Below are 6,180 nucleotides of genomic sequence, written 5' to 3'. Positions count from 1 at the left end.
GGTCCTGCTTCCGCCGCCGACGACAACACCAGGCCCGCCTCAGTCACTACAAACGACGTGGCTACCCACTCACCTGACTGCCGTTGCAGTATTAGTCCACACAACCGACCATGATCAACTGGTGGCCGCACCTGTCTTCAGGCAGCCCACCAGCGGCATCACGAAGTCCGGCTGGAGTACTAGCGCGCCTTGACGCGTGCGCCACGGTCCGCCCGGCACGGCGAGCGACGTAACCGCCGTCCGCGCTTCCCAGTGTCGTCGGCGGTCGCGACCGAGGTAGCCGAGCATGATTAAGCCACCGGCTAGCACGCGGTAAGTGCCTTAGATCTCGAAGTCCTTGGTGCGCTCGACTCGGACCGTGTCGAGATCGATCACGTCTTCGCGCTTCACCGGTCGCGCTTCCGTTGCCATCGTATCCGTGACGTATTTCGTGACCGTTGCCAGTTCCGCGGTACTCACGGACGCACGCTGGACCTCCGCGCCAGGTGCAGCGGCGACGTCAGTCGCGTGACTGGCGTTGGCTAGCTCGGCGACGGCGGCCAGGTCTGCGAGCGCGGCGCGGGCATCATCGCCGGACGTCGCGGCCCGGCGCGCGGCGGCTACGGCGCGTCCAGTTCGGTCGAGTAGGCCGAGCAGGTCGGCGTGGGCGGGGTCGGCGGCGAGCCGAGCACGCCGGGCGCGTTGGCGACACGCAGGGCCGTGGTGCGTCGCTGGACGCCCCCGTCCACCTGGACTGGCAACGTCTTGCCACAACCCGCGCAGACTGGTCCGGCCATCCTGAACCCTACCTTTCGTGACTCTTTTCGTGACGAGGGCGCGCAGCTTACCGTCATGTCACGGAAATTTGCTGTCACAACCCGTCTCGCGAGCCGTCAAGCCGTCACACTGGCTGTGACGCGCCGAAATGTCGCTCCACCTGGGAATATATTGCTTGCGACGGCTGTGACGGGCTCCAGCGGGAACCGTCACAGCCGTCATAATCTGCCCGTGCTGAGGCCACTTCGAGTCGCCAGCGGACACCCGTCACGGGAAGTCGGTTGGGCGGAGCGCGGAACGCTGCGCCGCGACGAGTTCGGCAGCTGTGTGCGCGACTGCCTGGAGCACGGTCACGTGCTCGGTCAGCCGGTCGAGCCCGAGAGCCGTCAGGCGGAGTTTCATGCGGCGTCCTTCGGTCCGAGTCACCAGGTACTCGGCGGCGCGCAGACTCTCGACGTGTTGCGCGAAGCTCAGCTCACTGAGGTGCAACGCGCCTCGAACGGCGACGTCCTCGCGCCAGCGCATGTCTGCCAGCAAACATGCGACGAACAGCCGCACCGGCAGAAGCAGAAGCGGGTCAAGCGCCCGTTGAAAGGCAGGCACGCTAGGCCGCTCGTCGGGCGTCATCGCGCCCCTGCCGGCAGTTCGGCGGAACCAGGTCCGGGCGAACGGCGGAGGCAGGTCACGCAAGGCATCCCAACCGGACGGTCCAGCAACTCAAGCTCGCCCGGGCCGAACGTCTCGCCGCAGTACGCAGTCAAGCGCTCCGGCGCGGTCTCCTCCGGCGATAGCGGGAAGACGTGCACGACGCGGCGGGTTTCGCCCACTGTGCCAGGGAGCGGGCGCGCGATGATCACGCGTGCCGTCATCGGGCGCCTCGCCGAGCGTGATGATCGACGGGAACGGGCGCGGTCGGGGCGCCGCCCGTTCCCGCCGACGTGGTGGTCCGGCCGCCCTGCTCAGGAATGAGCCGCACGCGTAAAGGCGGGCGCGCGGCCGGAGTCTGGCGGCGGCCGAAGATGCGACGCCAGCGGGACGGCTCCCGACGACGCGCAGGCTCGGCCACGGGGTCAGCCGAGCGGTTGCGGAGACGGAGCACCGCGAAGCAGGCAACGCATGGGCGACCAGGCGGGATGAGACACGAGTCGATGAAGACCTCGTGTCCGCACAGCGCGCGGTATCGACCCTGGCAGAGGGCGACGCCGTGCGCGAACACCTCGTCCGTGACGGCGTGGTCCAGGTCGTCGGTGACGCAGCGGTACCAGGTCACATAGAGACGCGGCGGTCGTGAGGTGTGCTCGCCGCTGGTCACGGTCGCCCTCCAGCTGTCGGATGTGTTGAAATCATCCAATCCGAAGCGTCCGTCAGATCCCAGAGCGTAAACGTCGAAGTCTCGTAGCGCAGATGTGGCACACGGCGCGATTACCTGCTGATATGCTTGCTAGGCTGCGATCATCGTCAGCCAAAGCGAGGTGTTCGAGTGGTCAGCGTTCGTCGACGCGACGAGCTTGTTTCAGCTCGCAAGGCGGCCGGGCTGACTCAAGAACAGCTCGCCGAAGTGATGCGCGTCGACCGGTCAACGGTCATCCGTTGGGAGGCCGGCGACTACGCGCCTCAGCCGCACCAGTGGCCGAAGCTGGCCACAGTGCTCGGCCGCTCAGCCGACGAGCTACGCGAGTTGATCGGCGTACGCCCGGTCGCCGGTACGCCACTGCTCGGATCGGCGCTTGAGCCTGCGTTCAACTGGCTGGATCGGCAGGCCGGCTGGAGCCCGGGGACGACACGCGGGCGCGTGGAGGCACGGGTACCAGCAGGTCGGCGCGTCCGGATGCCGGTCGGTCGAAGCCACCTCGCCGACTCCTTGGCGGACTACTACGGCGGTCCGCCTGCCGGACATTCGATGTATCGAGTTCGCTGCGGCGGGGTCGAGGCACGAACCAGCATCCTGACCCGTCCAGAGTGGACGGAATTGACGTGCCCTCTGACGTTCGAGGCCGACCGGCTCACGTTGCTGCCAGACGTCGCGCGGCCGCGCCGTGACATCGAAGAGAACGCGGCAGTCCAACGGCTCGCGGAAGCGGCGTCGGATGACGTGCGAATCGCGGACGTGCCGATCTACCGGCTGTCGGCGATCGAGTCTCAGCCGAACGCCATCGCGGGCAAGGTCGGGTTGGTCCCCTTCGTGGAGTACGCCTTGAGCGTGGATCTGCTTGAGCGCGAGTTGACCGACAGCCTTGAGGCCGGGAAGCATGCGCGGCCGGGGGACGCACCGCTGCGGGACAAGTACTTGCCTGACTTCGCGGCGGTGCTCGATCTGACTGGACGGCTGTGCGCAGGCGGGGTACTCGCGTTGACCGCGATCGCGCGGCCAGCGGACCCGTACCGCGGCGGACCGGACTACCTACTACTCGTCCAGGAGCGATCGAGGCGGGTGCTGAACGCGGCCGGTCGATTGGCGGTCATCCCCAAGGCGTTTCACCGACCGTTGGTGGACCAACGCGCGGACGCGCGGATCGGGGCGACGCTGCGCCGCGAGCTGGAAAAGGAGCTGTTCGGGCGCACCGACGTCGATAACACGGCGGGCGCGCAGCGCGCGGCTGACCCGATGCACCCGAGCAGGCTGTCGGGGCCGATGCACTGGCTCACCGAGCCGGGGCGGATGCGGTTGGAGTGCACCGGGTTCGGCCTGAACCTCGTCAGCGGGAACTACGAGTTCGCCAGCCTGGTCGTCATCGAGGATGAGGAGTTCTGGCCGCAGTTCGGCGGCGACGTCGAGGCGAACTGGGAGGCCGCCGGGCTGCGGCAGTACTCGACGCTGGACGGCGACTTGATCACCGAACTGATCGGCGACGAAACCTGGAGCAACGAGGGGTTATTCGCGTTTCTCCAGGGATTGCGTCGACTCGCCGAGACCGGTGGCGATCGAGTGAGAATTCCCGCGATCGAATTAGGTTGCTGAGGGCCAGCGGACGGTCAATACAACCGAATCCGCCAACGCTTCCCAGGAATGGTCGACTCCCGGACCCCACATCACATAGTCACCCTGGCGTGTCATCGTCTTGCCGCCGCCGGTGACCTCTACACGGAACTCGCCGGTGATCAGCATCACCAGCGTGGTTCGCTGGTCGTCGGACGTCCAGTCGGGACGCTTGTCGCCCGCAGGGTGGTTGGCCCACTTGACTTCTACGTCCTTCGTGGCGCGGACACCCTGCGATGGGTCGATGAAGTGACCGACCAGCCAACCGCGGGTGTCCGCCGCGTCATCGTTGGCGTTGCCAGCCGTCCAACCGTCGGTCACTGGCTGATCTCCCATTCGATCGCGGGCAGTTTCACACGTTCTCCGCCGATTTCCGCAAGACGTCGAAGTCCTTGCGTCATGGCGAAAAGTCCTTCGTTGCTCCACGCTACATCACTCAACAACTCGGTGACGAGTTCCGCATCGGTAGTCGAATACTGACGAAGCGTCGCGGATTCCCAGTTTGCTTCGACCACTCCCCCGTAGCGCGCCCAGAATTCTTCGTCGTCGATAACGATCAGGCTGGCGAACTCGTAGTTCCCGCTGACCAGGTTCAGGCCGAACCCGGTGCACTCCATCCGCAGGCGGCCAGGCTCCGCCATGAGCCAGCTCATCGGCTCGGTGAGTCTGGTCGGGTGCAGCGGGTCGGCCGACAGGATGTCGCCCAGCGTGTTGTCGATGTCCGGGCGGCCGAACAGCTCCTCTTCCATCTCGCGGCGGAGCGTGACGCCGACCTGCGCGTCTCGACGGACGTCGGTGAGCGGCTGGTGAAAGCCCTTCGGGATCACGGCCAGCCGGCGCGCGGCGTTGAGCACGTGGCCCGATCGCTCCTGGACCAAGAGCAGGTAGTCCGCCTCGCCGCGGTACGGGTCGGCCGGCCGGGCAATCGCTGTGAGCGCGAGGACGCCACCCGCGCACAGGCGGTCGCCGACGTCGAGCACCGACCGGAAGTCCGGCAGGTAGCGGTCCCGGAGCGGCATGGCTGTCGAGCCGGTGGCCACGGCGTCGACCAGCTCGCCTTCGAGCAAGTCGACCGTCAGCGCGTAGTGCACGAACTGGGACATGCCGAACGTGCCGCCGAGCTGGTGTTCACGGATGTCCGTGCTCAAAAGCCGGTAGATCGGGCTGTCCGTGAGCCGGGTGTTCATGGACAGCGTCTCGGCGAGCCGCTGAACGGCACGGCCGGCGGCGTGGTCGTCCAGGTCCAGGTCGGCTTCCGACTGCGCGCTGGGAACGCGAAGCTTGTCGTATGGCGGCCGCAGCTCGCAGTCCAGGTCCAGCCAGTCTTCGCAGGTCAGGACGCTGGTGTTCATGGTCAGATCGTCGCACCGCGCCGTGTACAGGCCGTGGTCGTCGAGCCGACTGCCGTAGTAGGTGGCCAGCGTGGCTGCGACGTCGCGCTGGCTGACCCAGCCGCGTCGTGTGCCGCGGTCGTGGAGGTCTTGAACATCGACGCTCGCGATTCGCTCGGCGACAGATCGGCGCGCGGTGCCCGGCGGCCAGTGTGCGTGCCGGTCCAGCCATTTCAGGGCGGCGCCAATGTGGGGGTCGGCGGTGAGCCGTTGGTCGACTTCCGCCGTATCCGGTGCCGTGTCCGCGGCCGGTCCCTCGCCGATCAACTCGGCGAAGCGGGCTTGCTCGACGTCCGACGCCCGTTCATGGGCGGTGTCCAGGACCTGTTGCATCTCCGACTGGGGGCGGAGGTCGGGCTTCTGATGCCAGGACGCCACGGTGCGCGCGCCGATACCGAGCTTTTCGGCGAATTTCTCGTTGCTCAGCCTCAGTGCGGTTTGCAGCGCCGATGCTGATCGTCCCGTCCATCCGCCTGCCCGGCTCATCGTGGCTCCGAAATGCTCACGTGCAGCGGATATGCAGTGGTTAAGCACTGCTTCTGCACTGGTTGTGCATGGGATCGGATGCCGATTCGGCCTTGAATCTTAGGTATGGAAATCACCTGGTTCACCAGCCCGAATCGCCCGCGGCTAACGCTTCGGCTTCACGTGCTTGACCACCGTGGCAAGACTCGATTGGACGTCCTCCAGCCGGTCGGTGATCTCGGCCAAGCGCTGTTCGAGCGCGTCCAGCCGGGACGACAGCTCGTTGCCGTCGTCGGCCGGCTCGCCCGGGTGCGGCGGGGTGCGGTTTTGCAGCACGGCCAGCAGATGTTGCGGGTGCCAGCCCAACGTCGTGGACAGCGCTTCGAGCGTGCGCGCGCTCCGGCGGCGCTCCACCGTGTGGTGCTGGAGCTCGCGCACGATCGCCTGCGACACGTGCGACCGCTCGGCCAGCTCGCGTTGCCGCCAGCCGAGTTCGTTCACGCGCATGTTGATCGCCTTGGCGACTGCCGCCCAGTCTTCCGACACGTATTCCTCCGCGCTCCGCCTCAGCGCCGAGATTAGCGGTTCTTC

Annotated in this window: 8 protein-coding genes; 1 reads left to right on the top strand and 7 read right to left on the bottom strand. The window is 66.9% G+C overall.

The genetic code is table 11. From position 1 onward, the window contains the following. Positions 1–321: 321 nt before the first annotated feature. From AB0N03_RS09795 to AB0N03_RS09780, 4 genes are all read right to left on the bottom strand, one after another. The gene (locus AB0N03_RS09795; RefSeq protein ID WP_364368106.1) at positions 322–459 is read right to left on the bottom strand and encodes a hypothetical protein; all 138 of its coding nucleotides are present in this window, start codon (positions 457–459) and stop codon (positions 322–324) included. 140 nt (positions 460–599) lie between these two features. Further along, a complete protein-coding gene (locus tag AB0N03_RS09790; protein ID WP_364368103.1) occupies positions 600–776 on the bottom strand; it encodes a hypothetical protein in 177 nt (58 codons plus the stop codon). Positions 777–1,023: 247 nt separating this feature from the next. Beyond that, positions 1,024–1,383 (bottom strand): MarR family transcriptional regulator, encoded by a 360-nt coding sequence (locus tag AB0N03_RS09785; RefSeq protein WP_364368100.1) that lies wholly within the window; start codon positions 1,381–1,383, stop codon positions 1,024–1,026. Beyond that, entirely contained in the window at positions 1,380–1,625 is a 246-nt protein-coding gene (locus AB0N03_RS09780) for a hypothetical protein (protein WP_364368097.1), read from the bottom strand. The genes AB0N03_RS09785 and AB0N03_RS09780 overlap by 4 nt, the downstream gene beginning before the upstream one ends. A 611-nt stretch (positions 1,626–2,236) precedes the next feature. Here AB0N03_RS09780 and AB0N03_RS09775 point away from each other — a divergent pair. Further along, positions 2,237–3,715: a helix-turn-helix domain-containing protein gene (locus AB0N03_RS09775; protein ID WP_364368094.1), complete on the top strand. Its 1,479-nt coding sequence runs from the start codon at positions 2,237–2,239 to the stop codon at positions 3,713–3,715. On the opposite strand, the gene AB0N03_RS09770 is transcribed toward AB0N03_RS09775, so the two are convergent. From AB0N03_RS09770 to AB0N03_RS09760, 3 genes are all read right to left on the bottom strand, one after another. Further along, entirely contained in the window at positions 3,704–4,054 is a 351-nt protein-coding gene (locus AB0N03_RS09770; RefSeq protein WP_364368091.1) for a signal peptidase I, read from the bottom strand. The genes AB0N03_RS09775 and AB0N03_RS09770 overlap by 12 nt on opposite strands. Next, positions 4,051–5,610 (bottom strand): transcriptional regulator, encoded by a 1,560-nt coding sequence (locus AB0N03_RS09765; RefSeq protein WP_364368088.1) that lies wholly within the window; start codon positions 5,608–5,610, stop codon positions 4,051–4,053. The genes AB0N03_RS09770 and AB0N03_RS09765 overlap by 4 nt, the downstream gene beginning before the upstream one ends. Positions 5,611–5,754: 144 nt before the next feature. Further along, complete coding sequence (locus AB0N03_RS09760) at positions 5,755–6,135, bottom strand: XRE family transcriptional regulator (protein ID WP_364368085.1); 381 nt, start codon at positions 6,133–6,135, stop codon at positions 5,755–5,757. Positions 6,136–6,180: the final 45 nt, after the last annotated feature.

This window comes from Amycolatopsis sp. NPDC051061, assembly GCF_040682935.1.
Lineage (GTDB): Bacteria > Actinomycetota > Actinomycetes > Mycobacteriales > Pseudonocardiaceae > Amycolatopsis.
Note: the sequence above shows the minus strand (reverse complement) of the source record. Positions and strands in the feature narration are given on the sequence as shown.